General features: G+C 66.1%; 17 protein-coding genes. 13 read left to right on the top strand and 4 right to left on the bottom strand.

What is annotated here, in order from left to right; genetic code table 11:
* Positions 1–108: 108 nt before the first annotated feature.
* A complete protein-coding gene (locus J2S45_RS08120; RefSeq protein WP_307635066.1) occupies positions 109–669 on the top strand; it encodes a PPA1309 family protein in 561 nt (186 codons plus the stop codon).
* Between the two features lie 9 nt (positions 670–678).
* Here J2S45_RS08120 and J2S45_RS08125 read toward each other — a convergent pair whose 3' ends face one another.
* Complete coding sequence (locus J2S45_RS08125; RefSeq protein WP_307635067.1) at positions 679–1,785, bottom strand: YlbL family protein; 1,107 nt, start codon at positions 1,783–1,785, stop codon at positions 679–681.
* 120 nt (positions 1,786–1,905) lie between these two features.
* On the opposite strand from J2S45_RS08125, the gene J2S45_RS08130 reads away from it, so the two are divergent.
* Entirely contained in the window at positions 1,906–3,309 is a 1,404-nt protein-coding gene (locus tag J2S45_RS08130; RefSeq protein ID WP_307635068.1) for a zinc-dependent metalloprotease, read from the top strand.
* 86 nt (positions 3,310–3,395) lie between these two features.
* On the top strand, positions 3,396–4,346 hold the full coding sequence (locus J2S45_RS08135) for a hypothetical protein (protein WP_307635069.1): 951 nt from the start codon (positions 3,396–3,398) through the stop codon (positions 4,344–4,346).
* A 121-nt stretch (positions 4,347–4,467) separates the two neighbouring features.
* On the opposite strand, the gene J2S45_RS08140 is transcribed toward J2S45_RS08135, so the two are convergent.
* Both J2S45_RS08140 and nudC read right to left on the bottom strand, forming a co-directional pair.
* On the bottom strand, positions 4,468–6,468 hold the full coding sequence (locus tag J2S45_RS08140) for an ATP-dependent helicase (RefSeq protein WP_307635070.1): 2,001 nt from the start codon (positions 6,466–6,468) through the stop codon (positions 4,468–4,470).
* On the bottom strand, positions 6,461–7,366 hold the full coding sequence (gene nudC / locus J2S45_RS08145; protein WP_307635071.1) for an NAD(+) diphosphatase: 906 nt from the start codon (positions 7,364–7,366) through the stop codon (positions 6,461–6,463). Before nudC ends, J2S45_RS08140 begins: the two co-directional genes overlap by 8 nt.
* A 95-nt stretch (positions 7,367–7,461) precedes the next feature.
* Between nudC and glgX the strand changes: the two genes are divergently transcribed.
* The 3 genes from glgX to J2S45_RS08160 all read left to right on the top strand — a co-directional run bounded on the left by glgX (position 7,462) and on the right by J2S45_RS08160 (position 13,263).
* Positions 7,462–9,666 carry a glycogen debranching protein GlgX gene (glgX, locus tag J2S45_RS08150; RefSeq protein ID WP_307635072.1) on the top strand — a complete coding sequence of 735 codons (2,205 nt, stop codon included), beginning with the start codon at positions 7,462–7,464 and terminating at the stop codon, positions 9,664–9,666.
* A 43-nt stretch (positions 9,667–9,709) separates the two neighbouring features.
* A complete protein-coding gene (gene trpS / locus J2S45_RS08155; protein WP_307635073.1) occupies positions 9,710–10,798 on the top strand; it encodes a tryptophan--tRNA ligase in 1,089 nt (362 codons plus the stop codon).
* Between the two features lie 98 nt (positions 10,799–10,896).
* Complete coding sequence (locus J2S45_RS08160; protein ID WP_307635074.1) at positions 10,897–13,263, top strand: glycogen/starch/alpha-glucan phosphorylase; 2,367 nt, start codon at positions 10,897–10,899, stop codon at positions 13,261–13,263.
* Between the two features lie 130 nt (positions 13,264–13,393).
* Here the strand turns inward: J2S45_RS08160 and J2S45_RS08165 are convergent, their stop codons facing one another.
* Positions 13,394–13,612 carry a hypothetical protein gene (locus tag J2S45_RS08165; RefSeq protein ID WP_307635075.1) on the bottom strand — a complete coding sequence of 73 codons (219 nt, stop codon included), beginning with the start codon at positions 13,610–13,612 and terminating at the stop codon, positions 13,394–13,396.
* 78 nt (positions 13,613–13,690) lie between these two features.
* Here J2S45_RS08165 and J2S45_RS08170 point away from each other — a divergent pair, with 78 nt between their 5' ends.
* The 7 genes from J2S45_RS08170 to J2S45_RS08200 all read left to right on the top strand — a co-directional run bounded on the left by J2S45_RS08170 (position 13,691) and on the right by J2S45_RS08200 (position 24,727).
* A complete protein-coding gene (locus J2S45_RS08170; protein ID WP_307635076.1) occupies positions 13,691–14,779 on the top strand; it encodes an ABC transporter permease family protein in 1,089 nt (362 codons plus the stop codon).
* A 59-nt stretch (positions 14,780–14,838) separates the two neighbouring features.
* Positions 14,839–17,163 (top strand): alpha-1,4-glucan--maltose-1-phosphate maltosyltransferase, encoded by a 2,325-nt coding sequence (locus tag J2S45_RS08175; protein ID WP_307635077.1) that lies wholly within the window; start codon positions 14,839–14,841, stop codon positions 17,161–17,163.
* A gap of 15 nt (positions 17,164–17,178) precedes the next feature.
* On the top strand, positions 17,179–18,900 hold the full coding sequence (gene treS, locus J2S45_RS08180) for a maltose alpha-D-glucosyltransferase (protein ID WP_307635078.1): 1,722 nt from the start codon (positions 17,179–17,181) through the stop codon (positions 18,898–18,900).
* The gene (locus J2S45_RS08185) at positions 18,897–20,252 is read left to right on the top strand and encodes a phosphotransferase (RefSeq protein WP_307635079.1); all 1,356 of its coding nucleotides are present in this window, start codon (positions 18,897–18,899) and stop codon (positions 20,250–20,252) included. Before treS ends, J2S45_RS08185 begins: the two co-directional genes overlap by 4 nt.
* Positions 20,253–20,300: 48 nt before the next feature.
* Positions 20,301–22,481 (top strand): 1,4-alpha-glucan branching protein GlgB, encoded by a 2,181-nt coding sequence (gene glgB, locus J2S45_RS08190; RefSeq protein WP_376707126.1) that lies wholly within the window; start codon positions 20,301–20,303, stop codon positions 22,479–22,481.
* A gap of 247 nt (positions 22,482–22,728) precedes the next feature.
* Positions 22,729–23,274 carry a YagU family protein gene (locus tag J2S45_RS08195; RefSeq protein ID WP_270975824.1) on the top strand — a complete coding sequence of 182 codons (546 nt, stop codon included), beginning with the start codon at positions 22,729–22,731 and terminating at the stop codon, positions 23,272–23,274.
* A gap of 400 nt (positions 23,275–23,674) precedes the next feature.
* A complete protein-coding gene (locus J2S45_RS08200) occupies positions 23,675–24,727 on the top strand; it encodes a methylenetetrahydrofolate reductase (protein WP_307635080.1) in 1,053 nt (350 codons plus the stop codon).
* Positions 24,728–24,760 lie beyond the last annotated feature (33 nt).

The following is a 24,760-nucleotide window of genomic DNA, read 5'->3' on the forward strand; positions in this document are numbered from 1 at the left end:
GCGGGCACTGCGGCACGTTGGAACTAATAAAACCGTATAACATCTCGCGCGCCGGGTGCCACGTGGTTCACCTCTAAGCTTTGCGAGCGCGTGTGGTAAGAATAGGCCGTGACTGAAAACGCCAAGACCCCCATGACTCGATCCCTCGAGAAGTCCACCCTGGAGATCGAGCGACACGTGGCCAGCGGAGGCTGGGACGCCCCGATCCGGCTCTTCGCCCTCGCGCTCGCCAAGAACGCGCTCGCGCAGCATCCCGAGCTTGCCGGGGAGCTCCCGGCCGACGTCCAGGCCGACGCCATCGAGGACGAGACCACCCTGTTCTCCATCGAGCAGGAGGACCTGCCGCAGGTGGAGACCCTGGAGGACCTCCTGGGCCGCATCGTCTGGCCCGCCGACGTCGACGGCGCCGCCCTGTCCGTCGAGCGCATCATCCTTCCACCCAGCGCCGAAGTGTCGCTGCCCGAGGATCCCGCGGAGGCCGACAAGGTCTTGGCCTCCCACCCCGACCGGCAGGACGTGCGCATTGTCGCCGCCGTCCTGCGCACGGGCGAGAGCTGGTGCGCGATCCGGATGCGCAAGTTCGACGACGACGCCAAGGTCCTCTCCGGCGCCAACCTCATTCCCGGCCTCGTCGAGGGGCTGAAGATGGGCTTCGCCGAGCAAGCCTAGCTGTGGGCGCTACCCTTCTTGGCCGACCGCGGGCAGCGCTGAGCACGGCGTGAGCGAATCGGTCTTGCCCTCGCCGATCGCCTTCACGGCGCCGATGGCCTCGTCGATCGTGCGCACCGCCCAGATGTTCAGCCCGTCCGGCTCATAGCCGATGGTCTCGGGGCAGTTGTAGGCCGGGGCGAGGAAATCCGTGGCGCCGGCAGCGCTCGCGCCGGCGAGCTTGTGCCGGATCCCGCCGATCGCCTCGACCTCTCCGTCCCACGCGATCGCGCCCGTGCCGGCGATCACCGCATCCCCACCCAGCGAACCGGGGGTGACGTCGTCGTAGATGGCGAGCGTGAACATGGTTCCAGCCGACGGCCCGCCGATGCCCTCCACGGCATAGGTGGCCTGCGCCGGCAGCTGCACGTCGGTGACCGAGACGTAAACCCCCAGCGCCGAGCCGGGGTGTACCCAGCCGGTGACATCGGGTTCGAAACCGCGGGTGAGGGTGGTGAGGGTCTGCTCGGAGTCGTCGCGCTCGACCGTCAATCTCACCTCGGTGCCGGGCTCGGTGGCATCAAGGAAGTCGGAGAGCTGGCGGAAGGTCGCAACTGTGGCGCTCCGGTCCTCCGTGGCGATCGCGCGTAGCACGTCGCCTTCCTCGACGATCCCCTCGGCCGGGGAACCTTCGGGCACGCCCGCCACGGTGAGCGTCATCGACACCTCCAGGCCCGCCTCCTCGAAGGCGACGGCGGCGGCTGTGTCCTGGGAGTTCGTCATCAGCTCCGCGTTTTGCTCGCTGATCTGGCTCGAGGAGACCTCCACCGGGTACAGGGCGCGAACCGGGACCACCTCATCCGAGGTCAGCAGCGCGCCGGCCACCACCGCGCCCGAGATGCCGGCGTCCGCGTTGCCGAGGGCGCTGACGGTGGTCATGAGGAAGCTCGTCTCCGAGTCGTAAGTGTCCGTTCCGGTAAGCGTTACCAGGCTCTCGCCGTCGTTGGCTGAGGTCACGTCCAGGACCGGGCCTGGACGCTGCACGATGTACGACGACGGCAGCGCCGCCCCCACCACCATCAGCACGGCGAAGATGGTGCCCGAGACGGCGGCCCTCGATGGGCGGGCAATGGACATGTGCTCCTCTTTCTCGTTGCGGTTGCCGGATGTGACGCGGCGGTTTCGCGCGCGGCGCACCGCGGCACGTTGTCCGGCGTCGGCGCGGCTACTACTCTATAGTGAATCCAAGGAGGAAAAATGAGCAACAGCGGTGGCATCGGCCCAGACAACGACGACTGGCAGGAGCGCCTGCGCGCCATCCTCGGCTCCGAGGCCGCGGACCGGATTATCGAGCACATCAAGGCCCAGGGTCAAGATCCTGACACGCTCATGTCGCAGATGCTCAACCCCGCCAGTTTTGCGCTTGTGACGAATCAGATTCAGCAGATGCTCGGCTCGTCGGGCGAGGGCCCGGTCAACTGGCAGCTGGCCGAGCGCGTGGCACGCGATACGATTACCTCCCGCCACCTCGATCGGCTCACCGCCGAGGCCGCCGACAAGACGCGCGATTCCCTGCGCACGGCCTCCCTCTGGCTCGACGCCGCCACCTCCTTCAACCCGGCGACGGGCCCGAACATGGCCGTCTCCCGCCTCGACATGCTCGCCCATTCGCTGGCCACCTTCCGCAAGCTTCTCGAGCCGGTGGGTGCGAACGTCTCGCGGGCTTTTTCCGAGATTTTCCGCGAGCAGGCCGAGCATATGCCCCCGCAGATAGCCGACATGTTTGGCGACCCGGCGGGGTTTGTGACCAAGATGGTCGGCTCTGTGCTCGGCGTCCAGTACGGCGAGGCGCTGGCCGAGCTCGCGGCGGAGAGCTTCGGTTCCACCGACACGGGCGTGCCGCTCACGGAGGGGTCATCAGCCATGCTCGTGCCCACCAACATCGTCAACTTCGCCAAGGACCTCGACGTCCCGAACGAGGAGGTATTGCTCTTCGCGGCCGTCCGTGAGGCCGCCGCCGCCCGGCTCTACACGCGCGTGGCTTGGTTGCGTCCGCGTGTGATCGACACGATCGCCCAGATCGCCTCCGGCTTCGAGATCGACATGGAGTCCATCGAGGAGCAGGCACGTGGCCTGACCGAGGGACTGTCCTTCGACCCTTCCGCCATGCCCGAGCTGGATATGTCGAAGGTCTTCGTGCTCGACCTGTCCACCGAGCAGGAGGATTCGGTGGCGCGCCTCCAGCTTCTCCTGTCCCTCATCGAGGGCTGGATCAGCGAGGTCACGGCTCGCGCCGTAGCCCCGCATCTGCCCAACGCCGTGGCCCTGCGCGAGCTCTTCACGCGGCGCTACGCCACCGACAATCCCGCCAAGCACGTCTGGCAGGCCCAGCTCGGCATCGAGCTCGCCCCGCGCCTGCAACGCGAGGCAGCCGCTTTCTGGCAGCAGGCGGAACAACGCCTGGGGATCGATCAGCGCGACGCGCTGTGGGCTCACCCGGACCTGTTGCCCACGGTCGCCGCCCTCAACGACCCGACCTCTTTCTTCGGCCAGGACGTGCAGAGCGTCGAGGCTGAGCTCGATTCCTTCCTCGAGGATCTTTTCAACGATGAAAACCAGGGCCAGGCCCCGCACGAGCCTGGCTTCGGCGATCCCGACTAGCGCCGCCCCCCTGCCAAGGAGCCGCCGTTTTCCACAGCGGTGTATTCGTGCGGCTCGTCCGCGCCTGCTCGGCTAGCGTGTGCCTCATGCAGCTGACCACTGGATTGTTCTGGACCGGGCCGTGGAGCGCCCAGATCGGCATCGACCCGCGCATCGGCCTCAGCCTCGAGGGGTTGACGCGGGCCGAGTTGGCCTTCGTCGACACGCTCACCCTCCCCCAGGAGCAACCGGAGGTGGAGGTGCGTGCCGAGGCGGCCGGCATCTCCCCCACGCGCCTCGCCTCGCTGCTCGCCATGCTGACGGAGGCCGGCGTGCTAAGCGAGTGCCCCTCGCGCGGAATCGACCACGCGCCGTGGCGGCGCATCCACCACGATTCGCCACGCCGCCAGCACTGCCACGTCCACATCCACCGCGCCGACTATCTGGGCGCCGGCATCGCGATTGGGCTCGCCCGGTGCGGGGTGGGCAGGATCACCACCGACGACGCCGGGGTTGTCGGCCTGACCGACCACCCCGCGATGAGCGCACTTGGCCCCGGCAAGAGTCGGGCCGCGGCGCTGAAGACCCTGCTGCGCCGGGAGGCGCCCACGATCCAGACCTCGGGCGCGGATATGACGGTGCGCCCGCCGAATGTGGTGGTCGTCTCCGGCGCGTACGCCACCGACCCGGTGAGTGTGGGGATGTACCTGGGCCAGTGCGCGCCCGTCTACCAGGCTTGGATCGAGGAGGTGGACATCTTCGCCGGACCGCTGTCCATCCCGCACGAGTCTGCCTGCGGCACGTGCCTGATGCTTCACCGCGCGGACGCGGACCCGCACTGGATCGACCTCATCCAGCAGGCGTGCTCGGCCACGCCGCTCCTGCCCGAAACCTCCTCCGCGATGACCGCGATCTCGCTGGCCGTGCGCGACATCGTGGCCTACCTCGACGGCGGTCCCGTGCCGGAGATGTGGCGGGTTGGCCCGGCCCCGTACCCGCCCGAACGCCTGACACTACGTCCGCACCCCAAGTGCGGCTGCACGCTCAGCGCCGCCTGACCGCCCCGACGCAGAAGGCATGCCTGCTCCGACACTTCACTTGAACATTCCGGCTACCGATCGCTATACGGGCCTGGCAGGCTCCAGATTCCTGACTTGTGTCGGGACGGCGAAAGCCGGGTTAGTGCCCAAAGCCGATCGGCTTGTCGCCGACGATGGCGAGCAAATCGAAGCCATAGTCGGTGAGCTTGCGGGTCCCGATCCCCCGCACCCGCCCGAGCTCGGCTAGGTCGCGTGGTTTCTTGACGGCGATTTCACGCAGCGTCACGTCATGCAAAATCAGGTGAGCAGGCTTGCCCGTCTCCTGCGCCCTGGCCAACCGCCACAGGCGCAGCTCCTCAAAGAGCGCCACGTCATCCGGATTCTCCCGCGCCCACTGCTCCTTGGCCACCTTCGAGTTAGCCCGCCGCGAGCGCGTCGAACGTGACTCGGGCTGCGGCCAGTGCCCTTCGAGGAAGCGGCTGACCTTGCGCTTGGAACGGCCCCGGTTGCCTTGGGCGTAGGAGATGTGTAGTTCCTCCCGAGCGCGTGTGATGCCCACGTAGAGCAGGCGGCGTTCCTCGGCCACCGCCTCCGGCCTGGAGGCGTGGGAGATGGGCATGAGCCCTTCGCTCATCCCCGCGAGGAAAACGGCAGCCCACTCCAAGCCTTTGGCGGCGTGGAGGGACGAGAGGGTGACGGCGTTGGTGGTGGGCTCGTTGCCCATCTGCGCGCGTTCCTCAAGCTCGGCCACGAACTCTGCCACGCTCGCGTGGCGCTTGTCCCAGATCTCCTGAGCGAGGGTCAGCAGGGCGTTATGGGATTCCCAGCGCTCCTTGGCGGCTCCGGCCTCGGGCGCCTCCGGGCGCCACCCCATGCCGTAGAGGGTGTCCTCGACGATCTGGGGAAGCTCGCCCGCCACGCCGCCGCGCGCGGCGGCGCGCAGGGCAACCATCGCGTCCTTGACCTCACGGCGCATGAAGAAGCGCTCCGAGCCCTTCATCTCGTACGGAATTCCCGCCTGGGACAGCGCAGTCTCAAACTCCTGGGACTGGGCGTTCGTGCGGTAGAGGATCGCCACGTCGGAAAAGTCCATGCCGGACTCGCGTAGCGAGAGAATCTTGCCGGCGATGTTGGCCGCCTCGTCGGCGTCGTCGGCGTACTCGGCGTAGGAAACGGGCCGGCCGGACTTGAGTGCGGAGACGAGCTGAACGCTAGCGGCGTTGCGATCCGGCTCGATGACGGCATTTGCCAGTTCCACGATCTGCGGAGTGGAGCGGTAGTCCCGGTTGAGCTTGACCGTGCGGGCACCGCGGAATTCCCGCGTGAAGCCCTCCAGGTAGCGGGCCGAGGCGCCGGTGAAGCTGTAGATCGTCTGCGAGACGTCGCCCACCACGCACAGGTCGCGCCGATCCCCCAACCACAGCTGAAGCAGGCGGTGCTGCATCGGGGACACGTCCTGATATTCGTCGACCACGAAGTGCTTGTACTGCTTGCGGATGGTGGCGGTGATGTCGGGCCGGTCGCGCATGATGCCGATGAGGATGACGATCACGTCCTCGAAGTCGATAACGGCGCGCTCGGCCTTGACCTCCTCGTAGGCTCGGATGAGCGCGGCGATCTCGGCGTGAGAGTAGCCGGCCACCTCCGGGCGCCCCTGCGAGGTGGCAGCCCGCTCGTAGTCCGCCGGCGCGATGAGCGAAACCTTCGACCACTCGATCTCCGCCGCCATGTCGCGCACCGACACCTTGTCCACGCTCATGCCCAGCCGCGCCGCCGCGCTCGCCACCAGGTTGACCTTCGACTCTTTGATCTCCGGTACCCGACCGCCGATCGCGTTGGGCCAGAAGTAACGTAGCTGGCTCAGCGCCGCGGAGTGGAAGGTGCGTGCCTGGACGGTGGGCACCCCGAGGTCGCGTAGCCGCGAGCGCATCTCGCTGGCGGCGCGGTGGGTGAAGGTCACGGCCAGGATGTTGGTTGGTTTGTGCTGGCCGGTGTGCACGGCGTAGGCGATCCGGTAGGTGATCGCGCGGGTCTTGCCCGTGCCGGCGCCCGCGAGCACCGCCATCGGCCCGGTGACGTTTTCGGCGACCTCGCGCTGGCGCGGGTCAAGGTGGCTGAGCAGTTCTTCGGCGTTAGTCACGCGCGCCCCCTTCCAGCGGCCCGCCCAGCCAGTCCTCGATGAGGGCGCGCGCCACCGACGTCCGCCCCGGCATCGAGGCCGGATTGTCCGCGTACATCTGGCGCAGCTGGTCGCGGCTGACGAACATCGCCTCGACCACCTCCACGGCGTCGGGCATCAGCTCCGGGTCCGCCTCGCAAGTCCAGCCGTGGAAGCCCACCATGAGCGAGCGCGGGTAGGGCCAGGGCTGGGAGCCGAAGTATTCTAGGCGGCCCACCCTGACGCCGACTTCCTCTGCCACCTCGCGGCGCACCGCGTCCTCCAGCGTCTCGCCGGCCTCCACGAAGCCGGCCAGGGTCGAGAAGCGCCCAGCGGGCCAGCTACGGTTGCGGCCAAGGAGTAGCCGGTCCGCGGCGTCGTGAATCGCCATGATGACCGCCGGGTCCGTGCGCGGGAAGATCACGTGCCCGTTCTCGCAGCGCATCTGCCACCCGGACTCGGTCAGTGCAGCTCGCTGCCCGCACGTGGGACAGTAGCGGAAGTGGTGCCAGTTGATGAGCGCCATCGCCTCCATCGCGAGCGCCGCCTCGGCCTCGCTCAGCAGGTGGCCCACCTCCCGCAGCGGCGCGAAATGCAGACCCACAAGAGTGCCCTGCCACGCGGCGTCGACGGCCAGCGCCGCGGCGTCGACGGCGAAGTATGCTCGCCCCTCGAAGCGGCCCAGGTAGGAGGGGTCGCCCGCGCCCAACTCCGCGAACTGATCGCGGGTGAGGAAGACGAGGGCGCCGTCGAACGGCACGGCGCCTCCTTGGATGAGTAGGTAGCGCCCGCGCGGATCAGCCAACGCCGCCCGCGGATTGAGCCTGGTGGCCGCGTCCCGCTCGGCGATCGCCCGCCGCTCGTTCAGTTTTCCGTACATCGTCCCTCCTTGCCTTCCACTCTACTGCTCCCCTCCGACATCGCCGCAGGTCGATCCGCTACCGCTTCACACCATAAACTGCCACAATAGGAGTCGTGACTTCCCAGCAATCCACAAAGCCCGTATCGCGCTATACCGCGCGCGAGCCCGAGCCCTCGTTGCCCGTCTCCGGACCTATCCGCCTCGGCGCGCATCTGTCCGGCCAGGGCGTCGACGTCGCCGTCATGGCCTCGCACGCGACGGCGGTAGACGTCTGTTTCGTCGACGTGAGCGCCCAACAGACCTCCGAACGGCGCTTCCGCCTGCGCCGCGGCGACCACGGCGTGTGGTCCGGGCACGTGCCCGGCATCAGGGCCGGCCAGGCCTATGGCTTCCGCGTGCACGGGCGCTGGGACCCGACGCAGGGGCTCCTCCACAACCCCGCCAAGCTCCTCCTCGATCCCTACGCGCGCGCCATCACCCGCACCCCCGAGTTGCACCCGGCGCTCTATTCCCACGTCGTCAACGCCGACCTCAAGCCGGACCCATCCCGCCAGGCTGACCAGCGCGACTCGGCGGAGGTGACGGCGCTCGGCGTCATCATCGAGGATCAGTCCTTCGAGATCCACCGCCCGAACATCCCCTGGGATCAGACCGTCATCTACGAGGCCCACGTGGTGGGGCTGACGAAGACGCTGCCCGGCATCCCCGAGGAGCTGCGCGGCACCTATGCCGGCGCGGCTCACCCCGTCACGATCAACCATCTGAAGACCTTGGGTGTCACCGCGATCGAATTCCTGCCCATTCACGCGAAGATGAGCGAGCCTTTCCTCACCGCCCAGGGCAAGGAGAACTACTGGGGATACAACACCCTCAACTTCTTCACCCCCGAGCCGTCCTACGCGATGGCCTCATCGCGGGCCGCCGGCCCGCAGGCGGTGCTCGACGAGGTCAAGGGCATGGTCAAGCTGCTGCACGACGCCGGGCTCGAGGTCATCCTCGACGTCGTCTACAACCATACGTGCGAGGCGGGCCCTGACGGCCCCACCGTGTCCTGGCGCGGGTTGGACAATTCGATGTACTACCGCCACGATCCCCAGCGTCCCGGCCAGCTCATCGACACCACCGGGTGCGGCAACTCCCTCGACTTCCGCCGCATGCCCGTCATTCAACTGACCCTGGACTCGCTGCGCTACTGGGCGGAGCACGTCGGGGTGGACGGTTTCCGCTTCGACCTTGCCGTCACGCTCGGGCGCGAGGGGGACACTTTCAACCACATGCATCCCCTTTACGTGGCGATGGCGACAGACCCGATCCTGTCCCAGGTCAAGCTCACCAACGAACCCTGGGACCTGGGGCACGGCGGCTGGCGCACCGGCCAGTTCCCCGCCCCCACCGCGGATTGGAACGACCGCTTCCGTGACACTCTGCGCTCGTTTTGGGTGACGGAGCCGGCGGCGATCATCCACGGCGGGCAAGGCGGCGACCAGCGCGACCTCGCCACCCGGATCGCCGGATCGGCGGATCTGTTCGGCCACGGGCGCATGCCGGGCGGGCGCGGGGTGTACGCCTCGGTCAACTTCATCACCGCCCACGACGGCTTTTCCATGTACGACCTGGTCAGTTACAACCACAAGCACAACGAGGCCAACGGGGAGGACAACCGCGACGGCACGGACAACAACCGCTCGTGGAACCACGGCGCCGAGGGCGAGACCGCTAACCCGAAGATCCTCGCCGCGCGCCGGCGCACGATGCGTAACCTCTTTGCCTCCCTCCTATTCTCCGTGGGCACCCCCATGATTGCGGCGGGCGACGAGCTGATGAAGACGCAGGGTGGCAACAACAACGCCTACAGCCTCAATGGCGAGGCCTCGTGGATCGACTGGGCGCTCACCGAGGACCAGCGCAACATGTACGAGACCGTCTCCTACCTTGTGCGCCTGCGCCGCGAGCACCGCACCTTCCGCCCCACCAGTTTCTACTCCGGCAACACCGCCGATTCGGACGCGATCCCGGACATCACGTGGCTCGACTACACGGGTCAGATCATGCCCGACTACAAGTGGTTCGACCCGCACGTCCGCCTGCTGCAGGCGCTGCGGTCGGGCTTCGGGCAGGACGCCGACGCGCTCCTCGTCGCGAACGGGAACGTCGATTCGCGCGTGGTGCAGCTACCGCAGGGGCGCGGCACTCCGTTCCGTCTCGAGTGGTGCTCGACCTGGGAGAAGCCCCGGCGCACGACGACGACCTACGCGCCTCGCGCCCTCACGCGCGTTCCGCCGCTGTCTCTGACCCTGTTTTTCGCCAACCCCCTCTAGCGCGGAGTTTCGAAACGCGCGGGCGGCCACCTATCATGGTGGCATGACTCATGGCGCAAACTTTGACATGTCCGATGCCTCCCTCGACCACGCACGCTCGGTGAGCGCGAAGATCGATCGGGCCATTGCCGAGGATCCTTCGCAGTTCCGCGTGCTCACCGGTGCCCGGCCGACCGGAAACCTCCACATCGGCCACTATTTTGGGGCGCTTCGCAACTGGGTGGACATTCAGCGCCGCGGGGTCGAGACCTGGCTGTTGATCGCGGACTATCAGGTCATCACGGATCGCGATGAGACGGGCTCGATCCGCGACTCGGTTTACTCCCTGCTCACCGACTACCTCGCGATCGGCATGGACCCGCAGGAGACGACGATCTTCGCCCACTCCCAGGTCCCCGAGCTCAACGAGCTTCTCCTTCCTTTCCTCTCCCTCGTCACCGACGCCGAACTACGGCGAAACCCCACGGTTAAGGCCGAGCTTGAGGCCACGGGCGGGCGGCCCATGTCGGGCTTGCTGCTGACCTACCCGGTCCACCAGGCGGCCGACATCCTCTTTTGCAAAGCTAACCTTGTCCCGGTGGGCAAGGACCAGCTCCCCCACCTTGAGCAGGCGCGCGTGATCGCCGACCGCTTTGAGGCTCGCTACGGGCACAAGGGTGAAGGCCGGGTCTTCCCCCGGCCTCAGGGCCTGCTCTCCGAGGCGGAGTCGGTGCTCGGCCTGGACGGGACGAAGATGAGCAAGTCGCGCCATAACACGATCGAGTTGGGCATGAGCGCGGACGAGACGGCCAAGCTGATTAAGAAGGCCGTCACCGACTCGGAGCGTTTCATCACCTACGATCCGGAGAATCGCCCCGAGGTATCCAACCTGCTGTTGCTCGCGGGCCTGGCCACCGGGCGAGACCCGCGCGAGATCGCCGAGGAGATCGGCAACGGCGGCGGCGGGACGCTGAAGAAGGTGGTGACCGAGGCGCTCAACGAGCACCTCGCGCCGTTGCGCGCGCGCCGCGCGGAGCTTGCAGCCGACCCGGCCTACCTCTCCGCCGTCCTCCAGCGCGGGGTGGAGCGGGCACGCGAGCAGGCTGTGCAAACGCTGGACGACGTCCACGCCGCCCTCGGCATGAGCTACTGATTTTCTTGCAACCGGCCTGACCCGATTTGGCCACAATTTTGCCGCGGGTATCCTTGGGTTAGATACCGTGGACGTCCATGCTTAACTGAAGGGGTTTCATGACTCACGCACAATTGACCGCCGCTATCGCGGGCCAGGTTCGTTCCGTTTCTGGCAAGAACGTCTTCTCCGCGACGCCGCAGGAATACTGGCAAGGCACTGCGGCGGCCGTCGTCGATTATCTGGCCGACAACTGGCAAAAGACCGAAGAGCGTTACAACACCGCGCGAATGCAGCACTATTTCTCGGCCGAGTTCCTCATGGGCCGGGCGTTGCTGAACAATCTGGGCAACCTCGGGCTGGTCGAGGAGGCCCGCGAAGCGCTGAGCGGGTTCGGCCAGAATCTGAGCGACATCTTGGAAGAAGAGCACGACGCCGCGCTCGGCAACGGTGGCCTTGGCCGCCTGGCCGCGTGCTTCCTTGACTCCTCGGCCACCCAGAACTTGCCCGTGCGCGGCTACGGCATCCTGTACCGCTATGGCCTATTCAAGCAGTTCTTCGATAATGGCGCCCAGGGTGAGGAGCCCGATCCGTGGATGGAAGAGGGTTACCCGTTCGTCATTCGCCGCGAAGAGAAGGTCAAGTTCGTCAACTACGCCGATCTTAAGGTCCGCGCGATCCCCTACGACATGCCGATCACCGGCTACGGTACGGACAACGTGGGCACGCTTCGCCTATGGAAGGCCGAGCCGATGGCCGAGTTCGACTACAACGCCTTCAACTCCCAGGATTTCACGGGAGCAATCGTGGAGCGCGAACGGGTCAACGACATCTCTCGCGTGCTCTACCCCAACGATTCCTCTTTTGAGGGCAAGGTGCTTCGCGTGCGCCAGCAGTATTTCTTCTGCTCGGCTTCCCTTCAGCAGATCGTGGACAATGAGATCGCCCAGCGCGGTTCGCTCAAGGACTTCGCGGCGTTCAACTCGATCCAGCTCAACGACACCCACCCGGTGCTCGCCATCCCGGAGCTCATGCGCATCCTCATGGATGAGCACGATTTCGGCTGGGACGAGGCGTGGGAGATCGTGCGCGGCACGTTTGCGTACACGAACCACACGGTGCTCGCCGAGGCGCTCGAGACCTGGGAGGTCGCCATCTTCGACCGCCTCTTCCCGCGCATCCGGGAGATCATCTTCGAGATCGACCGCCGCTTCCGTGAGGAGATGGCGGAGGCTGGCTACGACCAGGGCAAGATTGACTACATGGCACCGGTGAGCGGTAACCGCATCCGGATGGCGTGGATCGCCTGCTATGCGGCGTTCTCGATCAATGGCGTTGCCGCTCTTCACACGGAGATCATCAAGGCGGAGACGCTCAAGGATTGGTACGAGGTGTGGCCGGAGAAGTTCAACAACAAGACGAACGGCGTCACGCCGCGCCGTTGGCTTGATCAGTGCAACCCGCGCCTGTCGGCCCTGCTGACCGAGTTGCTCGGCAATGACGAATGGGTGCGCGACCTGGACCTTCTGAAGAACCTGGAGGGCTATCTCAACGACGCCGACGTGCTCGACCGGCTCAATCAGATCAAGCACGCGAACAAGGTGGACTTCGCCGACTGGATCAAGCATCGCCAGGGCATCGAGGTGGATCCGGAGGCCATCTTCGACACCCAGATCAAGCGTTTGCACGAGTACAAGCGTCAGCTGCTCAACGCCTTCTACATCCTCGACCTGTATTTCCAGATCAAGGATGACCCGTCGATGGAGGTGCCTGCGCGCGTGTTCATCTTCGGCGCGAAGGCCGCCCCCGGTTACGTGCGTGCGAAGGCGATTATCAAGCTGATCAACACCATTGGTGAGCTCGTCAACAACGACGCCGATGTGGCGGGCCGTCTCAAGGTTGTCTTCGTGGAGAACTACAACGTGTCTCCCGCCGAGCACATCATTCCTGCCACGGACGTTTCCGAGCAGATTTCCACTGCCGGTAAGGAGGCTTCGGGCACGGGCAACATGAAGTTCATGATGAACGGCGCGCTGACTTTGGGCACGATGGATGGCGCGAACGTGGAGATCGTGGACGCGGTTGGTAACGAGAACGCCTACATTTTTGGCGCCACCGAGGACGAGCTGCCCGAGCTTCGCAAGACCTACGATCCGCGCCGTACGGCGGCCGAGGTCCCCGGCTTGGCGCGCGTCATGGATGCGCTTGTTGACGGCACGCTGGACGACGGCGGCACGGGGCTTTTCCACGACCTGCACAATTCGTTGCTTGACGGCTGGGGCGGCGCTGACGAGTATTACGTGCTCGGTGACTTCGCTTCCTACCGTGAGACGCGCGATCGGGCGGCAGCTGACTACTTCGCCGATCGTCGCCACTGGGCCGCGATGTGCCTGAAGAACATCATCGAATCTGGCCGCTTCTCCTCCGACCGCACGATCCGCGATTATGCGCGTGAGGTGTGGAAGATCGAGCCGCAGAAGATCTGACGCGTAAGAGCGAATCTGGTCCGGGTGGAATCCACTGGACGATTGTGGGGCGATCTCCGTCAATGAGGAGATCGCCCCACAATCGTCCAATGCCTTTTAAATCGTCGGCGTGGCTTCCTGGCCTTTGCCGCTACTTCAGCGGGACCCCGTAGAGAGTATCGCTCGGGGGAAGCGCCGGGCAGGCCTCGAGGACGTCCTCGTGTCCACCCTCATTTTCGAGGTAGGGCTGAAGGTCGATCGGGAACCACTCTCGCCCCGCGCCGTCCTCAGCGAAGAAGTTCTGCACGAAGGATTCGCGCGAGGGACGCTTCGAGACGTCCGCCATCGTCCTCGACGCTCTCGGCGACATGGCCGCCTCGGGGCGAGCCGTCGTCATCGCCACGCACGATCCGGTCGTCCTGGAACGTGCCGACAGGGTGCTTGCCCTATGAACATCGTCGAGCTCCTCGCCGAATCCTGGCGCGCCTTCCGGTCCTCCCCCGTGGCGGCCCTCCTCATCGCGCTCCTGACGGCCGGCATGGGTGCCATCACGATGGCAAGCGCGGGCTCAAGCGCCGCCACCTACGATTCCATTAGCAACTCGCTGACCGCCCCCGAGGCCCGCACGTTCAAGCTCACTGACGGTGAGCAGCAGGTGCTGGGCACGACAGTCGTGGAAACGGTGCGCTCGCTGTCCTCCGTTGAGCGCGCGCTCGCCATGACCACCCCGCAGGACGTCGTGGCTGGCAACCTCGGCCAGGATTCGACGCCCGTGCCGTTGACCCATATCTCGGGCGACGTCGAGGGCGCGCTCGCCTTGACCGCGGGCAGAATGCCCGGTCCCAACGAAGTCATCATCGGCCCCGGCGCGCTCGAGGCGCTGCGGCTTGTCGACGGGGTCGGATACGTGGAATCCCCCGCCGGCCAGCAGTGGTCCGTGGTCGGCACGTTCAGGGCCCGTCCGCCGTTCACCGACCTCAACTCCTATGCCATCTCCACCGACAGGGCCGATGCCTACGCCCGCCTGCACGTGGTCGCGCGTAACCTCGAGACGCTGGCGGGCATGGAGCGGAACGTCTCCGACGTCGTGGGTGACTACCCTGGGATCGAAATCGCCAAGGTCTCCGCGGCCGCCTCCGCGGCCGAATCGCTCAAGCTCATGGGGATCCTGCGTAGCTCGGGAGCCGCGAACGTCGCGCGGACAATGGGTGCCGGCTTGCTTATCGTCTTCGGCGTGGTATTCGCCGACGTCCTCCTTCACGCCCGAGACCTGGGACGACGCCGGACGCTCGGCATCACCCGATCCCAGCTCGTGGCCTTCATCCAGTTGCGGGTGGCCTATTCTGCCCTGCTCGGTGCGGCGGTCGGTGTGCTCGGCGCCCACATTGTCCTGGCAACCCGCGACGTGGCTGTGCCCTGGACGTTTGCCCTGGCCACCTTCATCCTCACCGTTGCCGCGGCGGTGCTCGCCGCCTTCACGCCCGGCGTCGTGGCCGCCTACCGTGACCCGGTCACCGTGATGCGCACGCACATCTAGCATTTCGATACCGGCTAATAACGGCAGTAAAACTGCGACCTTTAGCATAGGATGAAGGCGTGACTAGCAACGATTTTTCCCAGCCCGCTGTTCCTGCTCCTGCCTCCGGCAAGCCCGCCGCCAAGGCAACGGCGACCAAGGCCGCCGCGGCCAAGGCCCCTGCCAAGAAGACCACCGCCGCTAAAGCTCCTGCCAAGAAGGCTCCCGCCAAGAAGAGCTCGGCCACGGCTAAGGCTGCCACCACGGCGGCTGCAACGCCGGCCACCGATGCCGCGACGACGCCGGCCACCAAGGCCACCGCGAAGGCCCCGGCGAAGAAGCCCGCCGCGAGGAAGACGCGCACCACCGCGCGTCGTGCCAGCGCCAAGGCCGCATCCACGCCGGTGCCGACGCTGGGGCGCATTCCGATCGTCGACGTCCAGCCGAGCCTACAGAACGGCGCCTGGCCGGCGAAGGGCACCGTGGGCGAGGCCTTCCCCGTCACGGCCACCGTGTTCCGCGAGGGCCACGACCAGTTCGGCGCCTCCGCGGTGCTCGTGGACCCGGAGGGGCACGAGGTGCAGGAATCGATCATGTACGACTCCCACCCAGGCCTTAACATCTACAAGGGTTGGCTCACCCCCACCCGCCCCGGAAAGTGGGAGTTCTTCGTGCGGGCCTGGTCGGATCCGGCTGCCACGTGGTACCACGACGCCAACATCAAACTCAACGCGGGCCAAGACACCGAGCTGGTCTTCCTTGAGGGTGAGCGCGTGCTGACCCGCGCGATGGAGAAGATGCCCGCGCGCAGCGAGGAACGAAAGATCCTCCGCGACGCGATCGAGGTCATGAAGCGCGATCGCGTGCCGATCAACCTGCGCTTCGCCGCGGCGACGTCGGAGGACGTCCGCCGGGCACTCACCGCCTACCCGCTACGCGACCTGGTCACGGAGTCAGCGCGACTGAAGGTGAACGTGGATCGCGAGCGCGCGCTCGTGGGCTCGTGGTACGAGATCTTCCCGCGTTCGGTGGGCTGCTACTACGACGAGGCGGCACAGAAGTGGGTCTCGGGAACGCTAAAGACCGCCACCGAAGGCCTGGATCGGATCGCCGAGATGGGCTTCGACGTCATCTACCTCACCCCGATCCACCCGATTGGCCAGACGAACAAGAAGGGACGCAACAATACGCTTGACTCCACGCCGGAGGATCCGGGATCGCCCTACGCGATCGGGTCGGCCGACGGCGGCCACGACGCGATCAACCCCGAGCTGGGCACCTTCGAGGACTTTGACGCCTTCGTGGCGCGGGCCAAGGAGCTGGGCATGGAGGTCGCGCTCGATATTGCCCTGCAGTGCTCCCCGGATCACCCGTGGCTGAAGGAACACCCGGAATGGTTCACCACCCGAGTGGATGGAACGATCGCCTACGCGGAGAACCCGCCGAAGAAGTACCAGGACATCTACCCGCTCAACTTCGACAATGACCCGGAGGGGATCTACCAGGAGATCACACGGATCCTCGAGCTGTGGGTCTCCCACGGCGTCACCATCTTCCGCGTGGACAACCCGCACACGAAGCCCGTCACGTTCTGGAAGCGCCTGCTGGAGGAATTCCGCGAGAAGCACCCGGAGGTCATCTTCTTGGCCGAAGCCTTCACGAAGCCGCCGATGCTGCAGACCCTGGGCGCGATTGGCTTCCACCAGTCCTACAACTACTTCGCTTGGCGCAACGAGAAGAAGGAGATCGAGGACTACCTGTGGGAGCTGGCGGCGCAGTCCGATTCGCGGGTGCGCCCGGCGTTCTGGCCCACCACCCACGACATCCTCACCCCGTACATGCAGCGCGGCGGCGTGCCTGCTTTCAAGATCCGCGCCATCCTCGCGGCCACTGGCTCACCCACGTGGGGCATCTACAGCGGCTACGAGCTGGCGGAAAACGTGGCCCGCCCCGGCGCGGAGGAGCAGATCGACAACGAAAAGTACGAGTTTAAGAACCGAAACTGGGCCTCGGCTAAGGCCTTCGGCATTTCGGATCTGCTCACGAAGCTCAACGACATCCGACGCCGTCACCTCGCCCTGCGCCGGCTGCGCAACGTGCGGATCAACCCCACGAATAATGACAACATCTTGTGCTTCAGTAAGGTCACTCACCCGGAGGAGTCGCCGGACGGCTCGGTCGACATGGTGATCGTGGTGCTCAACCTCAACCCGTTTGAGACCCACTCGGCTACCATCGATCTGGACCTGTCCGCGTTCGGCACCTCTGCCCACTGGGACGGGTCGCCCGCGATCGAGGTTTACGACGAGCTGACCGGCGCCACCTTCCGGTGGGACGATCACCCCTACGTGAGCTTGGATCCGCACGGCGCGGTCGCGCACATCCTCTCTGTCAAGGTTCTCTAACCGAAAGGCGGCTTAGTGGCCCAAACGAACTTCGACTCTGATCATTTCCCTGGACTGTCCGAGGATCCGGACTGGTTCAAGACCGCGGTCTTCTACGAGGTCTTGCTGCGGGCGTTCGGGGATTCGACGGGGACGGGGTCCGGGGACCTGCGCGGGCTGATCAATCACCTGGGCTACCTGCAGTGGCTGGGCGTGGACTGCCTGTGGATTCCCCCCTTCTACCCCTCCCCCATGCGCGACGGCGGCTACGACGTCTCAAACTTCACCGCGATCGCACCCGAATATGGCACGATCGAGGAGTTCGGGGAGCTCATCGAGGAGGCCCACCGGCGCGGAATCCGCATCATCACAGACCTGGTGGTCAACCACACCTCCGACCAGCATCCGTGGTTCCAGTCCTCGCGTTCCAACCCGGAGGGCCCTTTCGGGGACTTCTATGTGTGGCGAGACGACGACACGGGCTACCCGGACGCCCGCATCATTTTCATCGACACGGAGGCAAGCAACTGGACGTTTGACCCGGTGCGCCGCCAGTACTTCTGGCACCGCTTCTTCTCCCATCAGCCGGATTTGAACTATGACAATCGTGAGGTGCGGGAGGCGATCAAGGACGTGGTGCGCTTCTGGGCACGGCTCGGGGTCGACGGGTTCCGGCTCGACGCCGTTCCTTACCTTTTCGAGGAGGAAGGCACCAACGGGGAGAACCTGCCGCGCACGCACGCCTACCTGGCCGAGCTTCGCGCAATGCTGGATGCGGAGTTTCCGGGGAAGATCATGCTCGCCGAGGCCAACCAGTGGCCGGAGGATGTGGTGGCCTACTTCGGAGATGAGCTTACGCCCGAGTGCCACATGTGCTTCCACTTCCCCGTCATGCCGCGCATCTTCTATGCCCTGCGTGACCAGCGCGCCACCGCGATCCGTGACATCCTTGCGTCTAGCCCCGCGATCCCGGCGGGCACCCAGTGGGGCACGTTCTTGCGCAACCACGACGAGCTCACCCTCGAGATGGTCTCCACCGAGGAGCGCGCCAAGATGTACGGCTGGTATGCCGAAGATCCGCGGATGCGGGCGAACGTGGGCATCCGGCGTCGTCTGGCACCCCTGCTCGGCAATTCGCGCGCCGAGATCGAACTGGCCAACGCGCTGCTGCTCTCGCTGCCGGGTTCGCCGTGCCTATACTACGGGGACGAGATCGGGATGGGCGACAACATCTGGTTGCCCGACCGCGATTCCGTGCGCACGCCCATGCAGTGGACCCCGGACCGCAACGCCGGTTTTTCCACCGCTGACCCCGGCAAGCTCTACCTGCCGACAATCCAGTCGCTGGTCTACCACTATCAGGCGATCAACGTCGAGGCGCAGCTGGCCCAGCCGGCGTCGTTGTTGCACTGGATGCGCGGGGCCTTGCAGGTTCGCAGGCGCTACCCGGTGCTCGGCAACGGCGACTTCACGCTGCGCGAGTCAGGCAACGAGGCGGTGCTCTCCTTCACCCGCGCCAACGCCGAGCAGGCGATGCTATGCGTGATGAACATGGCCAACACGGCACGCGCCGCCGTCGTGGAGGTGCCACAGTACGCGGGGTGGAACGTGCGTGACGTGTTCGGTGGAGCCGGCTTCCCCGCGATCGGCGCGGATGGGAGGTACCCGATGACGCTCGGCTCGCGCGACTTCTTCTGGCTCGAGCTGACCCCGCCCGGCGCGGGCGATCCCGCACCGATGGAAGGTGAGAGCGCATGATCGGGGTGATCGAGGATCTTACGCCCGAGGCCCTCGCCGGCGCGACGCGGGCCTGGATGACGGCTGCGCGCTGGTTCACCGGCGACCCGGACGCGCCCGTCGAGTTCGGACCGAGCGCGTTGCTCGCGAAGGGGCAGGCTCGTACGGAGATCTTCCTGGTGCGCTGCGGGGAGCTGACGTTCTCGGTGCCGCTGACGTTTCGGGCGCAGGGCGGAGCGATCGGCGTCTTTGACGCCACCGACGACGCCGACGGTCAGGCCGCCCTGCTCGGCGCGGTCTACGCCGGCCAGTTTGCCGCGCAGGCTGACGACGGCGCACCCGCCGCGGCCTCAAACACGGCGGGTCTGAGGCTGGAGGCTCGCCCGATCCGGCCCGCCGCACGCGTGGCGAACGCCGCCAAACTCACCTCCGAGCAGTCGAACACGTCCATCGTCTACCGTTTCGCCGAACCGGAGGAGGCGGGCTCGGCCGGGATCATCCTCAAGGTCTTCCGCGTCCTGTCGGACGGGGCAAACCCTGACGTGGAGCTGCTCAGCGCGCTCGACGCCTCCGGTTCGCGAGCCGTCCCGCGCCAATACGGGTCCGTGCGCGGAACGTGGGGCACGCCGTCGGGGCCGGCAGGCACCGACATGCTCGTTGCCCAGGAGTTCCTCGTTGGCGCTACCGACGCGTGGCAGGTCATTCAGGGCCAGCTGGCGAGGACGACGTCGTTCACGCAGAAGGCCGAGATTGAGGCGCTCGGCGCCCTCACGCGAGACATTCACCGCCAGCTCGCGGCTGCCTTCCCCACGGTGGAGGCGACGGCCGCGATGCGGGCCCAGATCGTGAGCCAGTGGCGCGAGCGGGCAGCGGCGGCCCTCACCCACGCCCCCGCCCTTCTCCCCTACCATGACCAGATTGAGGCCGTGTTCTCCGGGGCGCTCAAGGTGGGCTGGCCGGCGCTGCAGCGTATCCACGGCGACTACCACCTCGGCCAGGTTCTGCGCGCCCCGGGGCGCGGCTGGGTGGCGCTTGACTTCGAGGGCGAGCCGTTGCGCCCACTCGCCGAGCGGGTCCAGCCGGACCTCGCGCTACGCGACGTCGCCGGCATCCTGCGCTCTTTCGACTACGCCGGGGGTTCGGCTGAGCTCGCCGGCGGCGACCGCCACGAGCTGGGGCGCTGGACCCGACGTGCGCAGGAGGCGTTCATGTCCGGCTACGGGCACATCGACGGCTCCGAGCGGCGCCTGCTCGACGCCCTGATCTTGGACAAGGCCCTGTACGAGGTCAGCTATGAGGCCGCGAGCCGGCCCGCGTGGCTGGAGATTCCGGTGCGGGGAGTACTTCGCTTGATAGCCGGCCAGAACGGGTAATCCGACGTAGAATGGTGCCATTAGCCAGCACAATGAAGGAAGCCTGACATGACTGAACCAGTACCGATGTCTGTCTCCCATGACGTTCTTGACGCCGTTTCTAATGGGGTCCACCATTCGCCGCATGACGTCCTTGGGCCGCACACCAACGGTGAAGCCGTCACGATCAGAGTGAGCCGCCAGCTGGCGGACTCGGTCACGATCGTCACTCCTGACGCCGAATATCCCGCCGTTCACGAATGGAACGGGGTGTGGGTGGCCGTCATACCGGGCGGGGAGGTGCCCACCTACCAGGTGCGCGCCACCTACGGCGACTTCGAAGCCACCACCGACGACGGCTACCGGTTCCTGCCCACCATCGGCGAGGTGGACCGCTACCTTTTCTCTGAGGGGCGCCACGAGCAGTTATGGAAGGTGCTCGGCGCTCACGTTCACACCTACGACACCCCGATGGGCCCGGTCCACGGCACCAGCTTCTCCGTGTGGGCGCCCAATGCGCGCGCGGTGCGCGTGATCGGCGATTTTAATTCGTGGAGCGGCATCGCCTCCGCCATGCGCACCATGGGCACCTCCGGCATCTGGGAGCTCTTCATCCCCGGCGCCGAGGAAGGCCAGCGCTACAAGTTTGAGATCCAGTACGCCGACGGCAGCTGGCACCAGAAGGCCGATCCGATGGCTCGGCGTACGGAGGCCCCGCCGTCGACAGCCTCGATCATCACCGAGTCCCACTTCGAGTGGGACGACGAGGAATGGATGGAGAAGCGGACGCAGACCGATCCGCACTCCGGCCCGGTCTCGATCTACGAACTACACCTGGGCTCCTGGCGCCAGGGCCTGTCCTACCGCGAAGCCGCCGAGCAGCTCATCGGGCACCTGAAGTACACCGGGTTCACCCACGTTGAGTTCATGCCGCTCGCCGAGCACCCGTTCGGCCCATCGTGGGGATACCAGGTCACCTCCTACTACGCGCCCACCGCACGCTACGGGGAGCCTGACGACCTGCGCTACCTCATCTCCGAGCTGCACAAGGCCGGCATCGGCGTCCTCATGGACTGGGTGCCCGCCCACTTCCCGAAGGACGAGTGGGCCCTCGCCCGCTTCGACGGCACCCCGCTCTACGAGGATCCGAACCCGCTGCGTGGCGAGCAGCCCGACTGGGGTACCTACGTGTTCAACTTCGGCCGACGCGAGGTGCGCAACTTCCTCGTGGCTAACGCGCTTTTCTGGCTGGAGGAATTCCACGTGGACGGCCTGCGGGTGGACGCCGTGGCCTCCATGCTCTACCTCGACTACTCGCGCCAAGACGGCCAGTGGCAACCCAACGTCTACGGTGGGCGGGAGAACCTGGAGGCAATTTCCTTCATCCAGGAATCTAACGCCACCGCCTACCGTACCCACCCGGGGATCATGATGATCGCCGAGGAATCGACGTCGTGGGGTGGCGTGACCGGCATGACGGACCAGGGCGGCCTCGGCTACGGGCTGAAGTGGAACATGGGGTGGATGAACGACACCCTGCGCTACATGGAAGAAAAGCCGATCAACCGCAAGTGGCACCACGGCGAACTGACCTTCTCCCTCGTCTACGCCTTCTCCGAGCAGTTCCTCCTGCCGCTCTCGCACGACGAGGTGGTCCACGGCAAGGGTTCGCTGTATTCGAAGATGCCGGGCGATCACTGGCAGAAGCTCGCGGGCGTTCGCCTGCTACTCGGCTACCAGTGGTCCCATCCGGGCAAGAAGCTACTTTTCATGGGCCAGGAGTTCGCCCAAATCGATGAGTGGAACTCGGGCAAGAGCCTGGACTGGTGGCTGACCGACAATCCGGGTCACGACGGGGTGATGTCCTGCGTCAAGCGCCTCAACGACATCTACCGCGAGCACCCGGCCCTGTGGAGCGACGACTTCACCAACCACGGCTTCGAGTGGCTCGAAGTCAACGACTCTGACCACAACGTGCTCGCCTACCTGCGCAAGTCCAAAGACGAGGAGGACTTCGTGGCGGTGGTGTGCAACTTCTCCGGGGTCCCGCACAACGACTACCGCATCGGCCTTCCCTTCGAGGGCGTGTGGGAGGAGATCCTCAACACCGACGCCGTCGAGTACGGCGGCTCGGGCGTGGGCAACCTCGGTCAGGTGGAAACCGAGCCAGTGGAGTACGCGGGCCGCGCGAACTCCGCGGTGGTCCAGCTACCACCCTACGGAGTCGTCTACCTGACCCCCAAGAAGTAGACAGGCCGCGCCGGCGATGTGGCTAGGCTGAACGGGTGTGGGGCTATCTCCGGTGAGGAAATAGCCCCACACCCGTCTGCCCTTACCCAGCTCTGCCGGCCCGTCCGCGCCGCGGCCGGTGGTTTAATCGGCCGCTTTTCTGTGCCGACCGCGGGCGGTGCTTTGCCCGATGGGCCGAGGCGGACCGCATGTGACGCTGAGGACGTGAGCTGGCATTATGGGTTTCGCAGCTGGGATAATCGTGGGCATGTGGACAAAGACTGACGTCACTCGACGTAACTACAAAGTGGCCGCGCTTGTCGGCCTCATCGGTGGAATTGTTTCTGCCATCATCAAGTTCGGCTGGGAGGTTCCGCTCCCACCACGCACCCCCGAACGCAACGCGACCAACCCGCCGCAAGCCTTCTTGGAGCTCCTCGGCCTGTCCGATCAGACCACTCACGCGTCCTACACCTTCAACGGCAACGACGGCCTGCCGTGGGTATCCTTCCTCATTCACTTCGGTTTTGCCATCTTCTTCGCGGTGCTCTACTGCCTGATCGCGGAGGTTTACCCGGGCGTGAAGCTGTGGCAGGGCGTCGCATTCGGCGTCCTCATCTGGTTTGTCTTCCACGCGGTTCTCATGCCACTGATGGGTGTCGTCCCGGCGCCGTGGAATCAGCCGTGGCAAGAACACTTATCGGAGATCCCCGGCCACGCCATCTGGATGTGGGTCATCGAGGTCTTCAGGCGCGACCTACGCAATCGCATCACCGGCCAGCCCGACCCGGAAGTGGCCGCCGTGGCACGTTAGTAGTGCCGGCGAGCCGGCCTCCCCACCGCTCAGTGAGTCGCTCACCCTGGTGAGCGACTCACTGTTTATACGCCCAGAGAATTCCTGCGTCGCCGGAGGCTGACCATGAAAGGCACGGACCAAGATTTTCCGGGAGCGCCGATCTGCGCGACTCCAATATATGAGACAACCCGCGCACCCTTTGGACAGCCGGAGAGATCCGCGCTATATTGACGCCATGAACATTTACGCGCACACCAACGCCCAGTCCGTCATGACTGCCCGTTTCGTTGCGCGAATGCACGTGTGCTAGGTTCCTGCGCACGTTGGGCGCGCAGGCGCTCGTAGCACTTACCTCGAAGCAAGCAGCCTCGCAGATCGAGACTGTTTGAGCCCACATCCTACGTTTTTCAGGATGATCATGGCTACCCATACCGCTACCCCTCAACCCGTTACCCCTGCACCTTCCAACGCTGCGACCGCCTCCCCCGACACGGGGCCGGCCGCGAGCGATCCAGGGCCCTCTCCGGCGTCGTTCGGCTGGCTACCCGCCCAAACCAGCCACCAGCTCCCCTCCCACATCACCACCTCCTTTGAGGTGATGCCGCCGCGCAACCCGCAGGCGGCCCCGAAGTTCTGGACCACGGTCAAGCAGCTGGTGGACGCCCGGCCAAACTTCATCTCCGTCACCTACGGTGCGGCTGGCCAGGATCGGCGCGGAGCCCGGGCCGTCACAGAGATCCTCGCCCGCCACGTGCCCACTCCCCCGATCGCGCACCTGACCTGCGTGGGCACATCAATCGAGGAGATCACGCAGATCGTCACGGACTACCTCGACTCGGGCGTGCGCACCTTCCTCGCCCTGCGCGGCGATCCCCCGGTCAACAAGCCGGGCTGGTCGCCGGCCGACGACGCGCTCGTGCGGGCCACCGACCTCATCCGCCTCATCCGCGAGGTCGACTACAAGCGAAGCGCCCGCTCGGCGTCCCTCGCCCTGCAGAGCGCGCTCCAACCGATCCGCGTCGCGGTGGCCACCTTCCCCGGAGGCAACCCGGCCGCGGGCACGACGCCGGAGGCCGAGGTCGAGCGTCTCGTCCACAAGCAGGTGGCCGGCGCCGACTTCGCGATCAGCCAGTTCTCCTGGCACGCCGCCGAGTTCACCCGCTTCGTGGAGCTGGCCCGCGCGGCCGGGGTCACCATCCCGATCGTTCCGGGCATCCTCCCGCCCACCCAGATCCGTCGCGTGCTACGCACCCAGGAACTGACCGGCGTGGAGGCCTCCCCCGAGGTTCTTGACGCCCTCGCCCGGGCCGACTCGCCCGCGCAGGAGGAACGGATCGGCGTGCGCATCGCCGCCGACCTCGCCCTCGAACTACTCGACGGTGGAGCCCCCGGCGTTCACCTCTACACGTTCAACAAGGCCGTCCCAGCCCTGGCCGTCATGGACATTGTCGCAAACGAGCACGATGCCTAAACGACTCACCCCATGTCCGCACCCAAGAAACAC

Source organism: Trueperella abortisuis, assembly GCF_030811095.1.
GTDB classification, from domain to species: domain Bacteria; phylum Actinomycetota; class Actinomycetes; order Actinomycetales; family Actinomycetaceae; genus Trueperella; species Trueperella abortisuis.